Annotated in this window: 18 protein-coding genes; 7 read left to right on the forward strand and 11 right to left on the reverse strand. The window is 61.9% G+C overall.

Features of this window, described 5'->3' with window-relative positions:
• Window positions 1-2 precede the first annotated feature (2 nt).
• Both EOL43_RS06330 and EOL43_RS06335 read right to left on the reverse strand, forming a co-directional pair.
• Window positions 3-335: an AzlD domain-containing protein gene (locus EOL43_RS06330; protein WP_133486683.1), complete on the reverse strand. Its 333-nt coding sequence runs from the start codon at window positions 333-335 to the stop codon at window positions 3-5.
• Window positions 335-1,045, reverse strand: a complete 711-nt coding sequence (locus EOL43_RS06335; RefSeq protein WP_133486685.1) for an AzlC family ABC transporter permease — start codon at window positions 1,043-1,045, stop codon at window positions 335-337. Before EOL43_RS06335 ends, EOL43_RS06330 begins: the two co-directional genes overlap by 1 nt.
• 47 nt (window positions 1,046-1,092) lie before the next feature.
• Between EOL43_RS06335 and EOL43_RS06340 the strand changes: the two genes are divergently transcribed.
• From EOL43_RS06340 to EOL43_RS06350, 3 genes are read left to right on the forward strand one after another with little or no spacing between them, the layout of a single operon-like run.
• Complete coding sequence (locus EOL43_RS06340) at window positions 1,093-1,983, forward strand: formate dehydrogenase accessory sulfurtransferase FdhD (protein WP_133487060.1); 891 nt, start codon at window positions 1,093-1,095, stop codon at window positions 1,981-1,983.
• Window positions 1,980-2,600 carry a molybdenum cofactor guanylyltransferase MobA gene (gene mobA / locus EOL43_RS06345; RefSeq protein ID WP_133486687.1) on the forward strand — a complete coding sequence of 207 codons (621 nt, stop codon included), beginning with the start codon at window positions 1,980-1,982 and terminating at the stop codon, window positions 2,598-2,600. Before EOL43_RS06340 ends, mobA begins: the two co-directional genes overlap by 4 nt.
• Window positions 2,597-4,357, forward strand: a complete 1,761-nt coding sequence (locus tag EOL43_RS06350; RefSeq protein ID WP_133486689.1) for a bifunctional molybdopterin-guanine dinucleotide biosynthesis adaptor protein MobB/molybdopterin molybdotransferase MoeA — start codon at window positions 2,597-2,599, stop codon at window positions 4,355-4,357. The genes mobA and EOL43_RS06350 overlap by 4 nt, the downstream gene beginning before the upstream one ends.
• A gap of 136 nt (window positions 4,358-4,493) precedes the next feature.
• On the opposite strand, the gene smpB is transcribed toward EOL43_RS06350, so the two are convergent.
• Genes smpB through dapA form a run of 3 tightly spaced genes read right to left on the reverse strand, consistent with a single transcriptional unit; the run spans window position 4,494 to window position 6,378 of the window.
• Complete coding sequence (smpB, locus tag EOL43_RS06355) at window positions 4,494-4,976, reverse strand: SsrA-binding protein SmpB (RefSeq protein ID WP_133486691.1); 483 nt, start codon at window positions 4,974-4,976, stop codon at window positions 4,494-4,496.
• A 41-nt stretch (window positions 4,977-5,017) separates the two neighbouring features.
• Window positions 5,018-5,503, reverse strand: coding sequence for a tRNA (N6-threonylcarbamoyladenosine(37)-N6)-methyltransferase TrmO (gene tsaA / locus EOL43_RS06360; protein ID WP_133486693.1), 486 nt, complete (start codon window positions 5,501-5,503; stop codon window positions 5,018-5,020).
• A complete protein-coding gene (gene dapA, locus EOL43_RS06365; protein ID WP_133486695.1) occupies window positions 5,503-6,378 on the reverse strand; it encodes a 4-hydroxy-tetrahydrodipicolinate synthase in 876 nt (291 codons plus the stop codon). Before dapA ends, tsaA begins: the two co-directional genes overlap by 1 nt.
• 146 nt (window positions 6,379-6,524) lie before the next feature.
• Here dapA and EOL43_RS06370 point away from each other — a divergent pair, with 146 nt between their 5' ends.
• Complete coding sequence (locus EOL43_RS06370) at window positions 6,525-8,486, forward strand: lytic transglycosylase domain-containing protein (protein WP_133486697.1); 1,962 nt, start codon at window positions 6,525-6,527, stop codon at window positions 8,484-8,486.
• Here EOL43_RS06370 and EOL43_RS06375 read toward each other — a convergent pair.
• On the reverse strand, window positions 8,476-9,339 hold the full coding sequence (locus EOL43_RS06375; protein WP_133486699.1) for a DMT family transporter: 864 nt from the start codon (window positions 9,337-9,339) through the stop codon (window positions 8,476-8,478). The two genes, EOL43_RS06370 and EOL43_RS06375, sit on opposite strands and share 11 nt — an antisense overlap.
• Before the next feature lie 9 nt (window positions 9,340-9,348).
• A complete protein-coding gene (gene mnmC2, locus EOL43_RS06380; RefSeq protein WP_133486701.1) occupies window positions 9,349-10,026 on the reverse strand; it encodes a tRNA (5-methylaminomethyl-2-thiouridine)(34)-methyltransferase MnmC2 in 678 nt (225 codons plus the stop codon).
• Between the two features lie 55 nt (window positions 10,027-10,081).
• Between mnmC2 and EOL43_RS06385 the strand changes: the two genes are divergently transcribed.
• Both EOL43_RS06385 and EOL43_RS06390 read left to right on the forward strand, forming a co-directional pair.
• Complete coding sequence (locus tag EOL43_RS06385) at window positions 10,082-11,122, forward strand: NAD(P)/FAD-dependent oxidoreductase (RefSeq protein ID WP_133486703.1); 1,041 nt, start codon at window positions 10,082-10,084, stop codon at window positions 11,120-11,122.
• Window positions 11,123-11,134: 12 nt separating this feature from the next.
• The gene (locus EOL43_RS06390; RefSeq protein ID WP_133486705.1) at window positions 11,135-11,539 is read left to right on the forward strand and encodes a VOC family protein; all 405 of its coding nucleotides are present in this window, start codon (window positions 11,135-11,137) and stop codon (window positions 11,537-11,539) included.
• On the opposite strand, the gene EOL43_RS06395 is transcribed toward EOL43_RS06390, so the two are convergent.
• Window positions 11,530-12,075: an NADPH-dependent FMN reductase gene (locus tag EOL43_RS06395; RefSeq protein WP_205669532.1), complete on the reverse strand. Its 546-nt coding sequence runs from the start codon at window positions 12,073-12,075 to the stop codon at window positions 11,530-11,532. The two genes, EOL43_RS06390 and EOL43_RS06395, sit on opposite strands and share 10 nt — an antisense overlap.
• 74 nt (window positions 12,076-12,149) lie before the next feature.
• Between EOL43_RS06395 and EOL43_RS06400 the strand changes: the two genes are divergently transcribed.
• On the forward strand, window positions 12,150-13,805 hold the full coding sequence (locus EOL43_RS06400; RefSeq protein ID WP_133486708.1) for a thiamine pyrophosphate-binding protein: 1,656 nt from the start codon (window positions 12,150-12,152) through the stop codon (window positions 13,803-13,805).
• 23 nt (window positions 13,806-13,828) lie between these two features.
• Here EOL43_RS06400 and EOL43_RS06405 read toward each other — a convergent pair whose 3' ends face one another.
• The 3 genes from EOL43_RS06405 to EOL43_RS06415 all read right to left on the reverse strand — a co-directional run bounded on the left by EOL43_RS06405 (window position 13,829) and on the right by EOL43_RS06415 (window position 16,090).
• Entirely contained in the window at window positions 13,829-14,140 is a 312-nt protein-coding gene (locus EOL43_RS06405; RefSeq protein ID WP_108857652.1) for a YciI family protein, read from the reverse strand.
• Window positions 14,141-14,163: 23 nt separating this feature from the next.
• A complete protein-coding gene (gene cobO / locus EOL43_RS06410; RefSeq protein WP_133486710.1) occupies window positions 14,164-14,772 on the reverse strand; it encodes a cob(I)yrinic acid a,c-diamide adenosyltransferase in 609 nt (202 codons plus the stop codon).
• A 112-nt stretch (window positions 14,773-14,884) separates the two neighbouring features.
• Complete coding sequence (locus EOL43_RS06415; protein ID WP_133486712.1) at window positions 14,885-16,090, reverse strand: TsoY family (seleno)protein; 1,206 nt, start codon at window positions 16,088-16,090, stop codon at window positions 14,885-14,887.
• Window positions 16,091-16,151: the final 61 nt, after the last annotated feature.

Raw genomic sequence — 16,151 nt, forward strand, 5'->3', positions numbered from 1 at the left:
CGTTATCCCAGTAAATACAACAGCCCGTACAGCGTCGCGGCCCCTGACAGGATCGCGGCCAGAACGTTTTTGCTGAAATACCCCACAGCCAACGTTACAAGAGCAGCCCCCAAACGTGCCGGATCGGGGTTCCCCCCTGTGGCGTCAGGCCAAAGGACCAGCGGTGCCACCAAGCCGGGCAACACGGCGACGGGGGTGTAGCGCAGATGGCGCAGCACCCATTCGGGCATCGGGCGGTCCCCGATCAGACCCAAGAAGCTGAAACGGATCAGGAAGCTGCCAATCGCCATCGCGAAGATGACAAACCAAACGGTTGTGTGGTTCAGTTCTTCCATCACGCGGCCCTCCGTTCCATGTAGAGTTCGACCTGAGCACCCACAATCATGGCCCCGATCGCCGCCACCAATAGGCCCGAGCCATAGGGCATCCACGCCATCAACAGCGCCAACACGACCGAGGTCATGGCAGACGCCACATGCGCCATCGTACGCAACGCGGGCGCGATCATCGCGAGGAATGTAATCGGCAGGGCGAAATCCAGAGCAAACTCAGGCGGCACCTGCGCGCCTGCAACCGCACCGACATAGCTTGCCGCGTACCAAAAGGGGGCCAAGGGCGCGACGGTTCCAACGTAATAGGCAAACCGCTCGGTCACGGTCAGCTCGCGCTCCATCTCGAACTTGATTTGCGACAGAGCATAGGCCTGATCCACCATCAGATAAGCGACCAATCCGCGCTGCCAGATCGGCGCGCTGCCCAGATACGGCGTCAGTGACGCACTATACATCGCCATGCGCATGTTCACGGCCAACGAGGTCAGGATCACGATCACGGTCGGCGCGTTCTCGGTCATCAGTTGAACGGCGGTGAACTGCGCGGCCCCGGCAATGACCAGAACGGAAAAGCCCATAACCTCGGCCACATTCAGTCCAGCTTCGGTCGCCACCACGCCGAACAGAGCGGCGAAGGGGATGATCACCAGAAGAAACGGAAGCGCATCACGCGTTCCGCGCAGGAAATGTCGTTTCGGGTTGGACGCGGTCATCGGGAATTCCTAAGTTACCCCTAACGCTTACGGCGTCCGTGCAGGAGTTGCAATTGGCCACTGAACTAGATCTATCCGAATACCTTATCGCGCCCGACCCCGGCGCGGCGCGTCTGACCCGCGCCGTTGCGGGCCATGATGAGACCGGCGCGCCCGTGACCATCAATGTGGTGGAAGAACGCCCCCTGACCATCTTCCTGAACCGGCGCGAGATCGTGACCGCCATGACCATCGGCGACTATCCCGAGTATCTGGCGCTTGGGTTCCTCCGCAATCAGGGGATGCTGTCGACCGAGGATCAGATCACCGGCGTCGATTATGATGACGACATCGACACGGTTGTCGTGCGCACCGCAACAGAAACCGATTACGAAGACAAGCTGGCCCGCAAGACCCGCACTTCGGGCTGCGCGGTGGGCACGGTGTTTGGCGATATGATGGAGGGGCTTGAGGGGCTGACGCTGCCCGCAACCCCGGTGAAAACCTCGTGGCTGTATGCGCTGTCGCAGAAGATCAACCGCACGCCCTCGTTGTATCTTGAGGCTGGCGCGATCCACGGCACGGTCCTGTGCGAAGGGGATCGCCCGCTGGTCTATATGGAGGATGTGGGCCGTCACAACGCCGTCGACAAGGTGGCAGGTTGGATGCTGGATCAGAGTGTCTCGGGCGCAGATAAGATCCTTTACACCACCGGGCGGCTGACCTCTGAAATGGTGATCAAGACCGCGCAGATGGGCATTCCCGCGCTGGTCTCACGCTCGGGCTTCACCGCGTGGGGCGTTGAGATCGCGAACGAAGTCGGGTTGACCCTGATCGGTCGAATGCGTGGGCAACGCTTCACCTGCCTCGCGGGGGAAGAGCGTCTGGTCCGCGATGTCGATCCGGCCCACGTCACCCACGAAGACCGCAAACACCGCCGCAAAGGAGCAGGCGCATGACCCGCCCTCTTGGCATCATTCTGGCAGGCGGTCTGGCCACCCGCATGGGCGGCGGAGATAAGGGGCGTCTGCCGCTTGGCGATGGCACATTGCTGTCCCACGTGATCGACCGGCTGGCGCCTCAGGTCGAGGGCATGGCTCTGAATGCGAACGGAGATCCCGCACGCTTTGCCGACACCGGCCTGCCCGTTCTGCCCGACAGCATCGACGGCTATGCGGGGCCACTAGCAGGTGTACTTGCCGGTCTAGACTGGGCCGCTGAACAAGGTGCAACCCATGTCGTGTCTGCCGCCGCCGACACGCCTTTCTTCCCGCGAGACCTTGTGGATCGCCTGCTGATCGCCGCGCAGCGCGACGGCACCGAGATTGCTTTGGCCGCCACGCTGGACCCACAGCGCGGTGCAATGCGTCAGCCAACCTTCGGCCTCTGGCCTGTGGCGTTGCGTGACGACCTGCGGGCCGCACTGGAAGACGGCTTGCGCAAAGTCGTCCTGTGGACGGATCAACACGGCGCGGCGACCGCCAGTTTCCTGCCCGCCCCGTTTGACCCCTTCTTCAACGTGAACACCCCAGACGACCTTTCCCAGGCCGAACAGCTTTTGGAGACCGCCCCATGAAGATCTTCGGCGTCACCGGGTGGAAAAACTCGGGCAAAACCGGGTTGATGGAGCGTCTGATCGCCCATTTCACCGCGCAGGGCCTGCGTGTATCGACCCTAAAACATACGCATCACGGCGTTGACCTGGAAAAGCCCGGGACCGATACACACCGCCACCGCGTGGCGGGCGCGCAAGAGGTCGTGTTGGCGTCCTCTGCCCGCATCACTACCCTGTATGAACTCCGCGACACCCCCGAACCCCGTCTGGCACAGCTGATCGCGGGCCTGACCCCCTGCGACCTTGTGCTGGTGGAAGGGTTCAAAGGCGCACCGCATCCGAAGATCGAGGCGCACCGCGTGGAAACCGGCGAAGACCTGTTGGCCCCGGAAAACGACACGATCCGCGCCGTGGCCAGCAATGAAGCCCTCCCTGACCTTGACCTGCCAGTCTTCGATCTGGATGACACCGCCGCGATTGCCGCGTTCATCGCAGATGTCACCGGCCTCGCCCCACGCAAACCAAAGGGGTTGAAGAACGACTGCTTCGCCCTGCCCCCCGGCGTCCACTGGACCCCCGTCGATGAAGCGCTGGACACACTCCGCGACCGCCTGTCACCCGTGGTCGATACCGAAACCGTGCCCACCGCAACCGCCCGCGGCCGCATCCTCTCCGCCGACCATATGGCCGCGCGCTCCAACCCTCCGGGCGCAAACTCTGCCGTCGACGGATACGCCTTCGCCTATGCAGGCCTGACCGAGGGCGACGTGATCGAGATGCCTCTGATGTCCGAGCGCGCCGCCGCCGGCGATCCCTTCACCGGCACCGTCCCGATGGGCCACGCCATCCGCATCCTGACCGGCGCCCTTCTGCCCGACGGCGTCGACACGGTGGTTTTGCAGGAAGACGTCCAAATCGACGGCCAGACCCTACGCTTCCCCGCAGGTGTAAAACCCGGCGCCAACGCCCGCGCGGCAGGCGAAGACGTCGAGGCCGGCAAGCTGGCACTTCCCATGGGCCATAAAATGCGCGCGCCAGATGTTGCGCTCTTGTCCGCACTGGGCCTGCCCAACGTCAAAACGTACAAACCGCTGCGCGTCGGCGTTCTGTCTACCGGCGATGAACTGGCCGAGCCCGGCACCACCATGGACACCGCCCGCACCTATGACGCCAACCGCCCGATGCTTCTGTCGCTGGCCGAGAGCTGGGGCTATACCCCCGTCGATCTGGGCCATGTGGCAGACGACCGCGACGCCCTGCGCGCAGCCTTCGACACAGCCGCAACCCAAGCCGACGTCATCCTGACCTCAGGCGGCGCATCTGCTGGCGACGAGGATCACGTCTCGGCACTTTTGAAAGAAACCGGATCGCTGCACCTCTGGCGCATCGCGATCAAACCGGGCCGCCCTCTGGCACTGGCACAGTGGAACGGCACGCCCGTTTTCGGACTGCCTGGAAATCCTGTCGCAGCCCTTGTCACCACGCTGATCTTCGCACGCCCGGCTTTCTCACGCCTTGCAGGCGGCCCGTGGCTGACCGCGCCCGGCACCCTGCTCCCTGCCGCCTTCACCAAATCAAAAAAAGCAGGCCGCCGCGAATACCTGCGCGCACGCCTGAACGAAAACGGCGAGGTGGAAGCGTTCAAATCCGAAGGATCGGGCCGCATCTCGGGTCTCAGCTGGGCCACTGGACTGGTCGAACTGCCGGACGAGGCAATGGACATCACCTCCGGCACCCCCGTCCGCTTCATCAGCTACGACAGCCTCGGGATCACCTGATCCCCATCCTATTGCCTGAAATACCTTGGGGTGTTCGGAGGCAGCTTAGAAACAGTCCGGGGGACTGTTTCGCCGACGAACGCGCGCAGCGCAGAGGGGCAAAGCCCCTCAGGCTCACAACGTGAGCCGCCGAACCTCAGTCCCCGTGCCGCAGCAGCCGTTGCTTCTGACGGCCCCAATCCCGCTTGGCCTCGGTCGCGCGCTTGTCATGGGCCTTCTTGCCCTTGGCAATGCCCACCTTCACCTTCACCAGACCTTTGTGATTGAAATACATGACCAGCGGCACAAGGGTCATGCCCTTCCGGCTGGTTGCATTCCACATCTTGGAAATCTCACGCTTCGAGGCCAATAGCTTGCGCTTACGACGCTCAAGATGACCCCAGGTGATGGCCTGCTTATAGGGCGCGATATAGGCGTTGGTCAGATAAAGCTCGCCATCCTCAACCGCCACATAGCTTTCAGCAATATTTGACCCACCCTGACGCAGCGATTTCACCTCGGACCCCATCAACACGATACCGCATTCGATGTCTTCCTCGATCGCATAGTCATAGCGTGCGCGCCGATTATCGGCGATCACCTTATAGTTTGCGTCTTCTTTGGTTTTTGCTTTAGCCATGTGCCGGATGTAGGGCTTGCACCGCGAACTGTCCAGCCCGCCTAACTCGCTGGCGCGTCAATCGTGGCAATCCATGGCTTCAAATCCACCACCGGCGTCCCATCAAAGCAGTCCAGCGCATCAATACCGATGACTCCGGCCTCGACATCCAGCGATACGATCTGGACCGTGCTCATCGCAATCGGGTTCGGGCGGTTGGGCGAGCGCAGGGAAAACACACCCCGCGGGGCATCCGCATGACGAGGCGACTGCACGATCAAGTCACGGCGCGCCTGATCCATCCAGTAAAGCACAATGATGTGCTGACCGACCGTGAAGTCCTTGATACCGGGTTGATAGCCATCGGCCAGTTCAATCCGAAACGCACCACCCTCGTCAGCCACACGTTTGCGCGCGCCGGCCACATTGCCCGGCGCATCGCCCGGTTGCCACGGGGTGCGGACATGCCCGATGAAGGCCATACGCGGCCCGTCACTGTCGGCAGGATCGAAGGCGAGTTGAACCTCGCCTTCGCGCCTGTCACTCATCAGTTGACCAGCCCAGCGTGACGCATGGCGGCATCAATCGCGGCCTTGGTCTCGTCGGTCAGGCCGACCAGCGGCGAGCGGACTTCTTCGGTGCAGCGGCCCAGCTTGGACAGCGCGTATTTCGCGCCACAGGTGCCCGGCTCCATGAAGATCGCCTGATGCAGCGGCATCAGCTTGTCTGCGATTTCCAGCGCTTTGGCGAAGTCACCTTCCAGCGTTGCCGCCTGCATATCCGCGCACAGACGCGGGGCCACGTTCGCGGTGACCGAGATACAGCCCACGCCACCCTGTGCGTTGAACCCATGCGCCGTGGCGTCTTCGCCCGACAGCTGGATGAAATCCGCGCCACAGGTCATGCGCTGAAAGCTGACGCGCGCCAGATCGCCGGTCGCGTCTTTCACACCCACGATGTTCTTGTGCTTGGCCAGTTCGCCCATCGTCTCGGGCGTCATGTCGACAACCGAACGACCGGGGATGTTGTAGATCACGATCGGCAGGTCGACGGCATCGGCAATCGTCTCGAAATGCGCAACAAGGCCGCGCTGGGTCGGCTTGTTGTAATAGGGCGTCACCACCAGACCGGCAGCGGCCCCAACTTGCTTGGCGAACTCCATGAAGCGCAGCGCTTCGGCGGTGTTGTTCGAACCGGCGCCTGCGATGACCGGCACACGGCCTGCGGCGGCTTCCACCACGGCTTCGATGACCGCTTCGTGCTCGTCATGGGTCAGGGTCGGGCTTTCGCCAGTCGTGCCCACCGGCACCAGACCGGTCGAGCCTTCTTCGATCTGCCATTCGACCAAGCGTTTGAGCGCGTCGAAATCCACTGCACCGTCCTTGAACGGCGTAACCAGGGCAGGAAGAGATCCTTTGAACATGACACGCTCCATTTTTGTCTGTGTTTCCAATCACGTCTGCGAAGATCTGCTGAATCGCTCCGCAAACGCGGCGGAAACTAGCCGGGTTCGACAGAAATGCCAAGTTTGTGTGTTGCGTGTTAGCGCCACAAAGCTAGGTTTTGCACATGAACAGGATCAAATCACGTCTTCTTGCCGCCCTGACACTGGCCGCCAGCCTTGGTTTTGCCGCCAGCACCCCCGGTTTTGCACAGAATGCCGGGGCCGTTTCGGCACTTGAAAAGGCCATCGAAAGCGCCCGAGCCGAAGAATGGGACACCGCCCGGGCCCAAGCAGCACAGGGCGGTGCGCTGGCGGCTGACATTCTGGAATGGCATCGCTTGCGCCAAAGCGAAGGCAGCTTTGCCGACACCCGCGCCTTTCTGGCCCGCAACCCCGACTGGCCCGGCCTGAAGCTTCTGCGCAAACGATCCGAAGAATCAATTCCGCGCAACCATACCCCGTCCGAGGTTCTGGAGTTCTTCCGCGACCAGCCCCCGCAGACCGGACGCGGCGCATTGCGTCTGGCCGAGGCGCTGAAGGCCACGGGCAACGGGGAAGAGGCGAAGGCGCAGATCATTCTTGGCTGGATTTCGCTGTCGTTGGACGAAGACGAACACAACGCGTTCGTGTCGCGCTATGGCGACACGCTGAAATCCCATCACTGGGACCGGACAGATATGCTGCTGTGGCGTGGGGCAACGACCGAAGCTGGGCGTATGCTACCGTTGTTGTCATCCGCACAGCAGGCGCTGGCCAAAGCCCGCATCGCGCTGCGCAAAAAGCAAAACGGCGTAGATGCATTGATCAAAGCCGTGCCTGCCAGCCTGTCGGATGATCCGGGGCTGGCCTATGAACGCTTCCTTTGGCGCGCCTCGAAAGGGCGCAATCAGGATGCGGTAGATTTGCTGTTGGAACGCTCGACCTCGGCCCAATCGCTGGGCGCACCCGAGCGTTGGGGCAGCTGGCGCCGCGTCTTGGCCCGCTGGTCGATGCGCGATGGGAAGCCCAAGCAGGCGTATCGCTTGGCAAGCGCGCATCACATCTCCGCCGGATCGGACCGCAATGATCTGGAGTGGTTGGCGGGCTATGTCGCATTGCGCAAGCTGAACGATCCGACGACGGCGCTTAAGCACTTCCAGACCTTCCAGTTGGGTGTCGAGACCCCCATCAGCCTTGGCCGTGCCGGGTACTGGCAGGGCCGCGCCTACGAGGCGTTGGGCGACACAATCAGCGCTCAGGCGTCCTATGAATATGGGGGCGAGTTCCAGACGAGTTTCTATGGCCTTCTGGCGGCTGAGAAAGCGGGCCTTCCAATGGACCCTCGCCTGACCGGGTCGGAACCTTTCCCGGACTTCCGGCAGGCCAGCTTCTGGGGCGGTTCGGTGATGGAAGCCGCCCGCCTTCTGCAAGCCGCAGGGGAACTTTATTGGGCCGAGCGCTTTTCGGTCCACCTCGCCGAAAGCTTGACCCGCGAAGAGATTGGGCAGCTGGCCGCATGGGCAGAAAGCGTAGGCGAGCCGCATTTGCAGGTGATGATCGCCAAACAGGCCGCGCGTCAGGGTCACACCATCGCCCGCCCCTATTTCCCGACGCCCGACATCGGACGCGGCAACCGCACCGTTCCGCGCGCTTTGGAATTGGCCATCGCCCGCCGTGAAAGCGAGTTCGACCCCGAAGTCGTCTCGGGCGTCGGCGCGCGCGGGCTTATGCAGCTGATGCCCGGCACCGCGTCTGACATGGCGAAACGTCTGGACATGCCCTATTCAAAGGCCCGTCTGACCGAGGATCCTGCCTATAACACCCGGCTTGGCTCGGAATATCTGGCAAAACTGATTGAAGATTTCGACGGCAATCCGGTGCTGATTTCGGTCGGCTATAACGCTGGCCCCAGACGGTCGATCAACTGGAGCGAACGATTTGGGAATGTGCGGTCCTCGTCCGTGGATATCATCGACTGGATCGAACACATCCCCTTCCGCGAGACCCGCAATTACGTGATGCGCGTCACCGAAAGCCTGCCCGTCTATCGCGCGCGGCTGACCGGGAAAACCGAGCCGCTGCGCCTGTCGAAAGAACTTAAGAAGTAGAGCGGCGACTGCGGACCAATGTGAAGATGCCCGCCGACACAACGATCACCGCGCCGATGACGACATTGGTGTGCAAGGTCTCGTTAAACACCAAGACGCCAATGAAGCTGACGAAGACCAGCTGCAGATAGGCGAAGGGTTGGACGGTGCTGGCCTCGGCGAATTCATAGCATTTGATCAGCAGCCAATGGCCCAGCACGCCCGAGCAACACAGAACCGCCATCCACACCCAATCACCTTGCGACATGGGCTCCCAGAACCATGCGCCAATGGCGGTCATCACGACTGCGCCGATGACACCTGTCCAGAAAAAACTGGTCTGGGTGCTGTCTGTTTTGGCTGCCAATCGCGTCATCAGCCCGTAGACAGCAAACATCCCGGCCCCGACTAAAGGAACAATGGCGTAGGGTGAAAAGACGCCCGACCCCGGCTGCAAGATCACCAAAATGCCAACAAAACCAATCCCGATGGCCACCCAACGCCGCCAGCCCACACGTTCGCCCAGCACCGGGCCAGACAACGCCGCGACCATTAACGGATAGACGGCGAATATCGCATGACTTTCCACCAGTCCCAGCAACGTGAACGAGATAACGGTCACGCAGATTTCCAGCGCAAGCAGCGCCCCGCGTGAGATTTGCAGCCAAAGGCGGGCGGGGCGCAGGGCTTGTGATAGCCCTCCGTTCCGGCGGGTCAGCCACAGAACGAACGCCGCAAAAAACCAATAGCGGATCATCACCACCATCCAGACGTTGTATTCTCCGCCCAAATGGCGCGAGATCCCGTCCTGCATCGCAAAGACAAAGGTGGTGGCCACCATCAGCCAGATGCCGATTTGATTGTTGCGCTCCATTGCGTCCCCTCAGGGTCGCAATCTGCCGCGGCTCATATGCCGCTTGCGCCCGTATCCGGGAACACGTTCCACATCGAACCCCGCCGCGTCTAGGGCACGACGGACAAAACCTGCGGCAGTATATGTCGCAAACGTGCCATTTGACGCGGTGTGGGTGCCGACTTCGCCCATCAAGTCCTCACCCCACAGCTCGGGGTTCTTCGCGGGCGAGAACCCATCAAGGAACCACGCATCTGCCTTGCCATCCCACGCGGCGAGGGTGTCGCGGGCGTCGCCTTCGATCACCTCGACCGCGAACCCGTCCAGATCGAACCGCCGCGCGCCCTGCTCCCATGCCGTCAAGAACGGCCCTGCCACTGCATGTGCCTCGGGGAAGGCTTGCAGGGCGCGATCAATGTCGGCGGCGTCCATCGGGAAGGCCTCGAACGAGGTGAACCCAGCCCCCGCGGGCGATCCGGCGGCACGCCACGCGATATACGCGGCCAGCATGTTCAGGCCGGTGCCAAAGCCAAGCTCAGCAATCTGGAAGCCGGGGCGGAATCGGGTCGCCAGATCGTTGCCGTCGATGAACACATGCCGCGTTTCGGCCAGCCCGTCCTCGAGCGAGAAATAGGGATCGTCAAACTGCTCGGCCACCGGCACGCCGCTGTCTTTCCACGTGATCGTCGCTGTCTGGCGCTTTGTCATGATCTGCCCTAGAACGCTGATGAAACCCGCGCGACCATGAAGAAGGAACGGCCCAATGGCAATCGCTGATGTGACAGTTTACGGCGCGGGGATCTTTGGCCTGTCGGTGGCGTGGAGCTGCGCCAAGCGCGGCGCAAAGGTGCGGGTGATCGACCCGAACGGGCCGGGCGCGGGATCGTCCGGCGGTCTGGTCGGCGCGCTGGCCCCGCATGTGCCCGAACGCTGGAACGCCAAGAAAGCCTTTCAGTTCGACAGCCTGATCATGGCGGAAACCTACTGGGCCGAGGTCGAGGCCGTGTCCGGGACATCCCCCGGCTATGCGCGCTCGGGCCGGTTGCAGCCCATCGCCGACGCCCGCCTGCTGGACCTTGCCAAAACCCGCGCGGTCGAGGCGGACACCCTGTGGCAAGGCAAGGCCGTCTGGCAGGTGCGCCCCGCCTCGGACTTCCCCGATTGGGCGCCCGTCAGCCCCACAGGCTTCCTGATCTACGACACGCTGACCGCCCGGATGAGTCCGCGTCGCGCTGGTGCCGCTTTGGTCGCTGCGATCCAAGCCAAGGGTGGCAAGATCGTGACCGATGGCCCCTCAGAAGGGACCGAGGTCTGGGCGACCGGCTGGCAGGGCATGGTGAGGTTGTCCGAGGAATTGGGCAAACCCGTCGGCAACGGCGTCAAAGGCCAAAGCGCGCTTCTGGACTATGACGCACGCGAGATGCCGCAACTGTTTGCCGACGCCGTGCACATCATCCCACACGCAGACGGCACCGTCGCCATCGGATCGACCAGCGAACGTGAATTTGACGATCCCTCCAGCTGCGACGACGCACTGGGCGAGGTCATCGCCCGCGCCCGAGCCGCCTGCCCGGCCCTAGCAGACGCCCCCGTGATCGAGCGTTGGGCAGGCGTCCGCCCCCGCGCCAAATCCCGCGCGCCAATGCTGGGGGAATACCCCGGCCGCCCCGGCGCCTTCATCGCCAATGGCGGCTTCAAAATCGGCTTCGGCATGGGCCCGCGCGTGGGCGAGCTTATGGCGGATCTGGTGCTGGAGGGCCGCGACGAAATCCCCGATGACTTCCGGGTCGAGGCCAGCTTGTAGGAGCCTACAATCATGACGCCGAAACTGAACTCATTGGATCATTTCGTCCTGACCGTCGCCAGTATTGATCGGACCGTGTCCTTCTATGCCGATGCGCTCGGCATGACGGCGATCCAATTCAAGGTGGCAAATGGGTCGACCCGCTGGGCGCTGGAATTTGGCCAGCAGAAGATAAACCTGCATCAAGCGGGCCGTGAATTCGATCCAAAAGCTGCCGCCCCGAAACCGGGAAGCGCTGATCTGTGCTTTCTAACCGATGAGCCGCTAGAGGCGTGGGAAATCCATTTGCGCGCGCAGGACGTGGCAATCGTCGACGGGCCCGTGCCGCGGACCGGCGCGCGTTTCCCGATCCTGTCGATCTATATTCGCGACCCCGATGGCAACCTGATTGAAATCGCCCAGAAGCGTCAGGACTGATCGACAGCAGCGCGCAGCTTTCCCATCAGCTTCACCAGATTGGCCTCGTAGCGCTCGTTCGTCAAAATGCCATCCGCGTCGAACTCTTTCGAACTTCCTGCCACGGCGATCTCGGGCCCAATCACTAGCTTCGGCTGAAACGGCACCATCGCCGCCACCAAAGACGCCTGCGCCCGCTCTCCGCCCGCGCGACCTCCGGCGGCCGACATGACGGCCACGGGCTTGCCCTGCCACGGATGAGGTTTCACCCGACTGACCCAATCCAGCGCGTTCTTCAGAACGCCGGTCAGCATCTTGTTATACTCCGGGGTCGAGATGATCACCGCATCTGCCGCTGCAATTTGCGCTGCCAGCCTCGCCACGCTTTCCGGGATCCCCTCGGCATCCTCAAGGTCGCCATCATAAAGCGGCAGGTTCAGATCTGCCTCGACATAGTCTGCATCGCCATAAAGCCGCGCAGCATTTCGCAGCAGGAACCGGTTCGTTGCGTCTTTACGCAGGGAACCGGACATGCCAAGCAATTGGTGTTTGGACAATGAAGCCTCCTTGTTCGCGTCCCAAGGATGTGGGGCGCGCGACATAAGAGGTCAAGATAAGACGAGACACAGCCATGCGCCACGGCGGACAAATCCTGGTCGATCACCTGAAAACCGAAGGCGTAAGCCGCGTCTTTTCCGTGCCGGGAGAAAGCTTTCTGGCCGCGCTGGACGGGCTTTACGACAGCGGGATTGAAAACGTCGTCTGCCGTCAGGAAGGCGGCGCGGCGATGATGGCCGAGGCGCATGGCAAGCTAACCGGCGCTCCGGGTGTGCTCTTCGTGACCCGTGGGCCGGGGGCGACGAATGCTTCGGCTGGCATTCACGTCGCCATGCAGGACGCAACGCCGATGGTGGTGTTTGTCGGTCAGATCGCGCGCGGCCATAGGGATCGCGGTGCATTTCAGGAAGTCGACTATCGCGCCTTTTTCGGACCGCTCGCCAAGTGGTCATGCGAGGTTGACCAGACCGAGCGCCTACCCGAATACCTCGCCCGCGCGTTCCATGTGGCGCGCACCGGGCGCCCTGGCCCTGTCGTCGTCGCCCTGCCTGAAGATATGCTCAGCGACGTGGCCGATGTGCCGGATCGCCCCGCTTTGCCTGCCACGCAAGGCAACGTGTCCAGCGCGGACGCAAGTGCCATACTGGCCACAATCGAAACCTCCGCGCGTCCGCTTTTGATCGCGGGCGGACCGGGGTGGACGGCAGATGCGGGTGCCAACCTCATGGATTTCGCCGCCGCAAACGCCCTGCCCGTCGCCACCGCCTTCCGTCGTCAGGATTACGTCGACAACCGCCACCCGAACTATGTCGGAGACCTCGGCCTTGGCATCAACCCGGCGCTAAAAACCATGTTCGACGCGGCAGATACACTCGTCGTTTTGGGCAGCCGACTGGGCGATATCGTCACCGGGAGTTACGAGATGCTGGACCCGATGCAGACCGGCAAGCGCATCGTGCATGTCTATCCCTGCGCCGAGGAGCTGGGGCGCGTCTATCACGCCGATCAGACAGTGCTGGCAACCGGCCCCTCAGCGATTGCCGCACTTGGCGAACAGCCCGCGTTGGCCGCACCCCCGTGGGCCGAGTGGACGCAGCAGGGCCGCGCAGACTATGACGCGTTCCAAACCCCGGTCGAAACCCCCGGTCCCGTCAAGCTGGAGCGCATCATGCACTGGCTGTCGGACACGCTGCCTGCCGACACCATCATGACCAACGGAGCCGGGAACTACGCTACATGGCTGCACCGCTACTTCCGTTTCAAGGAATACGGAACGCAGCTGGCCCCGACCTCGGGCTCGATGGGCTATGGCTTCCCCGCAGCGGTGGCTGCCAGCCTTCAGCACCCCGACCGCACCGTTATTGCATGGCTTGGGGATGGCGAGTTTCAGATGACCCTGAACGAGATGTCGACCGCAGTGCAGCACGGCGCGAAACCCATTGCGATCATCGTGAACAACGGGCGCTATGGTACCATCCGGATGCACCAAGAACGCACCTACCCGGCGCGCGTCTCGGGCACCGACATGGCAAACCCCGACTTCGCAGATCTGGCCCGCGCCTATGGTGGGCATGGGGAAACCGTCACGCGCACCGAAGACTTCGAAGCCGCATTTCGGCGGGCCGAAGCCTCTGGCAAACTGGCCGTAATTGAGTTGGTGGTGGACCAGCAAGTCGCCACGCCGGGGCTGACGCTGGACCAGTTGCGCGCGCAGGGCGAGGCCGGTTAACCGCCGCGCCCTGTCGCTAAGGATCAGCCTTTCGGCATCTCCATCAGCTCGGCAAGATGGATTGTGCCCATCTGGATGAAGCTGTTCTCACTGGCAATCGCCAAGGCCGTGTCCGCGTCCGGCGCATTGATCACGCAAAAGCCCATCATCGGCTGTTTGAACCCTTCGCGGTGGCCATCACCGTCCACGGTCCATTGCGCCTTGAAGGGCGTCTCGGGCATTTCGAACACATCCGCGTATTTGGCGATCCACGCCTTATACGCGGCCTGCATCTCGGCCTTCTTGTCGTCGGGTACATCCGTCGGCTCGTGATAGGCCATATAGAATTTCGGCATCGTCTCTCCTCCCGTTTAGGGGATCAGTATTCGACCCCAATCTGCGCCTTGATGCCCGACCGGAACGGGTGCTTCACCAATTCCATCTCGGTCACCAGATCGGCAATCTCGATCAGATCGTCCGAGGCATTGCGCCCGGTCAGCACCACGTGGGTCATCTCGGGCTTTTCGTCGACCAGAAACTGCACGACCTCGTTGATGTCGACATAATCATAGCGAATGGCGATGTTGATCTCGTCCAGCAGCACCATCTTGTTCGACGGGTCGCGGATCAGCTCTTTCGATTTTTCCCACGCGGCCTGCGCCATTTCGATGTCGCGGGTGCGGTCCTGCGTTTCCCAGGTAAAGCCCTCGCCCATCGTGTAGAACTCGCAAGTATCGCTGAACTTGGCGTTGATCAGATCACGCTCGCCGCAATCCATGCCGCCCTTGATGAACTGCACCACGGCGCATTTCATATCCGCCGCGATACAACGGAAAATCATCCCGAACGCGGCCGAGCTTTTGCCTTTGCCCTTGCCCGTATGCACGATGATCAGACCCTTCTTGTCGGTCTTCGTCGCCATGATTTTGTCACGGGCGGCTTTCTTCTTTGCCATCTTCGTGGCGTGGCGATCGGGATCTACGGTCATTCTGGCCTCACTTCTGACTGTCCATCCACTGTGAAAGCACATGGCCCCGGATGCAAGAGCGGGCGCCCCGAAAATCAGGACGCCCGCAATTTTGGCCACCGTGAGTGGTATGTTACTCGGCTGGTACGGCCGAGCTGTGTACGCGGCCAAAATGCTGTTTGTTCAAGCGAACAACCAGAGCAATCATGGCCATTTGGAACGCAATCGCAATGGCGGAAATCACCCAGTAGATGACCGAGAACTTGTCGATCACACCAGCTTTGACCAGACCCGAGTTCAGGAAGAAGTGCAGCAGAACCGACAGGGCGACACCCGGGCAGACCAGTGCATAGGAACCGGGCGAGGTTTCGTTCCCGAAGACATAGCTCTTCCAGTAGCCAACACGCGACAGCACAACCAGACCCAGCAGACCGAACAGAACTTGGACGGCGATCAGACGGGCCAGGAACATCATGGTTTCGGCACCCGAACCGTGCACATCAAAGGTGGCGTGCAGGCCGTGGTCTTGGCGCAGGAACATGATGCCCAGAATGGTCATCAGCGGGATGACAATCATCAGAGTGGGCGCAGCTTCCTTGGCGGTCCCGTGATGCAGCATCGAGTTGAAGGCAGTGAACAGGGCCAGCGCGGCATAGACGATGGACGCGGTGCCAAAGAAGGTCGAACCAACCAGCGAGACGCCCACGACGATGGTGTTGGCGCTCATTGCAGCCGGAGCAGCAAAGCCAACAGCGGTCATGGCCAGCGCGAAGGCGGGCAGCATTTGGGCAAAGCTGTTATGGGCGGTCACGTCGAAGACGCCACCTTTGGACAGCACGCGGCCCAAGAAGTCACCAATGAAGCTCAGCGCCAGAATGCCGATGGCAAGGAAGGCGGCCATGGCGAAGGGGAACAGGTATTCCACGATCGACCACAGGCCGGGTACGAAGACCAGCCCAGCCACGAACATGCCGTTCACGCTCATCGCCAGTGCCAGCGGCATGGCGAGGATGGTGGTTTCCGCGTTCGAGTTTTTCAGCGCCGTGTAGGCATCTGTTTTGCGGAAGACCGAGAAGCGTTTCAGGTTCCAGATCAGGTATTTCAGGTTCAGGAAAACCATGGCGGCGATCCCGGCCCATGCCACGGCGATGGCAACCTTGATCCCCATCGATCCGGTGGTGAAGGCGGCCATGATGTCTTCAAAGACCGGCACGGGCTGGCCCGGGTGCTTCACCCAGAACATCAGGTACATGAAGAAGGTGACCGACAGGCCACCGGCCCCAACCGAGGCGAGAAAGTAGAGCGGCGAATATTTATCCGCGGGACGTGAGGTTTGCATCGGATCTCTCCATTCATATTCGTAATCTTGAATATCTTATAATTGCAATTGCAACAGTTAG

It is taken from the genome of Aliiroseovarius marinus, from assembly GCF_004360145.1.
GTDB lineage: Bacteria > Pseudomonadota > Alphaproteobacteria > Rhodobacterales > Rhodobacteraceae > Aliiroseovarius > Aliiroseovarius marinus.